We start from the raw sequence: 2656 nt of genomic DNA, 5'->3' as shown, positions 1-2656 counted from the left end.
TGTCGTTCCGTCTCGTTGAAGAACTCCCGTTGATAGCAATGCATCAACGACGCAGAACGCTCACGGTGACGCTCGTTGCAGACAGAGAAGAGAGAGGCTCAGGCCCCGTTGATAACACCGGGCACCGGCAAGACCCACCTCGCCGTCACCTCGTTTCCAAGCCGAAACGTGCCGGAGAACGCGACGGCTGCCGCGCAAACCTCACGGACCTGCATCGCCCCCTTCCTCCTGAGACGGTCAGGAGGAACTGAACTCGTAGTGCAGCCGCGGGTGCTTCATCGTTGCTTACTGAACGTCGACGTAGTCGGCGGTGCCGGTGGCGGTGCCGGTGGCGGTGCCGGTGGCGGTGCCGGTGGTGGAGGTGCCGGCGAATGACCAGCGCCAGTAACCATCGGTGGCGGCCTTGACCATGGTTTTCAGAGCGCCGCCGGTACCCGTGGTCACCGTCTTGACGGTGGTGTAGGTGTTGGTGCCCTTCTTGCGGAACTGCAGTTTCACCGGCTGGCCGGTGTAGCCGGCGTACTTGTAGGTCTCCCAGCTGGCGCGGGTCAGCTTGCCGGTGACACTGAGGGACTTGCCCTTCTTCACCGGCTCCGGCGAGGCGTTGACCGTCAGCTTGGCGTAGCGCCTGACCTTCACCGTGGCGGCGACGTCCTTGCTGACATAGTCCCAGTCGTTGCCGCTGGCGCTGGCGCGCACCTTCCAGGTTCCGGCCGTGGTGTTGTCCTGAGGGTCGATCTGCGGGTTCATGGTCAAGGCGAAGGTGCAGGTGGTCGTGGTGGTGCTGTGAGCCACGCAGTCACCGGACACGTCGTCGGGGATAACCAGTCCGTAGGGGTCGTCGGGCATTTTCTGGCCGGGCCCGTGCCACAGTACGGGGAAGGTGTAGTCCTCCTTGATGCCCGAGTCGTCGGTGGCGGTCACCGCGATGGTGAAGGTCTTCGGGTTCGTGGTGCCCAGGACGATGTTGGACCCGCCGTTGACGACCACCTTGGTGATTTCGGTGTCGCCCACGGACTCATCCGCCTGGGCGGCGCCTGGGGCAACGAACGCGGACAGGGCCAGGGCGCTGGCAACGGCGGCCACGGTGGCGTGCTTACGCATAAGTGTGTTCCCCCACACTCTGGTGGTCCCGGGACGTCCGGGACCAAAACCGGCGAGGCGCATCCGGCGCAGGGGAGGCCGGCTCATCCGGGTAAAGGCGGCCTCATCCGCTCGGTGCCCGGACGGCACGGAAGACGACTGCCGAACCCCCGGAATGGTTGCACCGGAAGGAAACCCAAGCACTCCCGCGAGCGCGGGAGGTGCCCATCAGCCGATAGGCCGCCGGGCCGTTATCCGGGCCGTCCCTGGGCCGTCCGAGGTCGCTCAACAGCGTTCCAAGCTCCCTACCTGCGGTTTCACCGCGAGTAGGGGGCTCGATGCTGCCAGGACGAGGCTGGGACGTGGGGCTGGAGGCGGTGCCGCGTTCAATCGTCCCGTGATGCGCAAGGGCAGGGCCCGTCCATGTGGCCGTTCAGATGGAAGAAGAGCCACTCAAGCCGGTCGGCTGTGACTCCCACGGATGGGGCCCACTCGTGCATGGTGCTGACGTAGGTGGCGTAACGGATCGGCCACCGACGAGTGCCGGCCGCCTCCCAGCTGAACCAGTTGAGGACATTCAGCGAATGAAAAACTCGAGCGTCCAGGATCAGGGCCCGCTCACAGTCGGCGTCGCGGTCGTCGACGGCCGCGAACCACTTCGTGAAGAAGGAGCGCCCCACCCCATTGAGAACGAACTGGCTGTAAGCCCCGAGCAGGTCACCGCTTCGGACCGCCTGGTGCGTGGTCCGGAGAACAGTGGGCATGCGGGGGTCGGACAGGGCAGCCTCGGTGTACCGCGGGCTGCGTCCGTTCGTAGTGCCCGAGCCCCAGATCATGACAGCCACGAACAGGTCGCGTAGACCGTCAGGATCGTCGCCGACGCGGTCACGGAGGTCGACCAGGTCGCCCCGGCTGATGAGACGGGCTCCGCTCGGGCTCACACATTCAACGCCGACGTCGAGTACGTGTGCCGCTCCGTACGGCTCCAGCCGTGGGCGCCACGTGCTGGGGCGGAAGCGCACTGGCCTCTGCCTGCAATCGCGATAGCGGTCAACGAGCTTCTGAAGCTGCTCCATCATGATCCCCCCGGGGCCACGGCGACGGCGTGGTGTGACGTGCGCCATAGCGTATGGGAGGAAAAGCCAGGAATGGTCTGTCGGCGCCGAGCAATAGCCTGGGACTGTCAGCCGCGGCGCGCCTGGAGGTTTCGTGGAAGCTACCGCTCTCACCAGCCCCGACCGGTTGTGGTCGGCGCAGGAGGTCCTGACGCGTCCAAGCCCTGTCCCGGCGGTCGCGGGAGTCTACGGGTGGTACTTCGAGCAGCCGCCCCACCCGGACTTGGATGCCCGATGCCTGCTCTACGTCGGTATAGCGCCGCGGTACATGGCGAACCGCACCAGCACCCAGAACCTGCGCAAGCGGGTGCGGTATCACTACCGAGGCAATGCGGCCGGCTCGACGCTGCGGCTCACGCTCGGTTGCCTGTCGACGACGGCGTAATTCCCCAGGGGGTTTGTCGGGGGAATTCCCCACCCCCTGGGGTGCCGCGGATGTCAGCTGGTCGGGGGCTTGG

3 protein-coding genes are annotated in these 2656 nt (G+C 66.2%); 1 reads left to right on the top strand and 2 read right to left on the bottom strand.

Going from position 1 to position 2656, the window contains the following annotated elements; all coding sequences use genetic code 11:
- Positions 1–285: 285 nt before the first annotated feature.
- Positions 286–1104: a calcium-binding protein gene (locus tag ACFXB5_RS53330; RefSeq protein WP_385223257.1), complete on the bottom strand. Its 819-nt coding sequence runs from the start codon at positions 1102–1104 to the stop codon at positions 286–288.
- 365 nt (positions 1105–1469) lie between these two features.
- Positions 1470–2159 carry a hypothetical protein gene (locus ACFXB5_RS53325; protein ID WP_385223255.1) on the bottom strand — a complete coding sequence of 230 codons (690 nt, stop codon included), beginning with the start codon at positions 2157–2159 and terminating at the stop codon, positions 1470–1472.
- Positions 2160–2292: 133 nt separating this feature from the next.
- Between ACFXB5_RS53325 and ACFXB5_RS53320 the strand changes: the two genes are divergently transcribed.
- On the top strand, positions 2293–2583 hold the full coding sequence (locus ACFXB5_RS53320) for a GIY-YIG nuclease family protein (RefSeq protein ID WP_385223253.1): 291 nt from the start codon (positions 2293–2295) through the stop codon (positions 2581–2583).
- Positions 2584–2656: the final 73 nt, after the last annotated feature.

It is taken from the genome of Streptomyces sp. NPDC059455, assembly GCF_042750115.1.
Lineage (GTDB): Bacteria > Actinomycetota > Actinomycetes > Streptomycetales > Streptomycetaceae > Streptomyces > Streptomyces endocoffeicus.
Note: the sequence above shows the minus strand (reverse complement) of the source record. Positions and strands in the feature narration are given on the sequence as shown.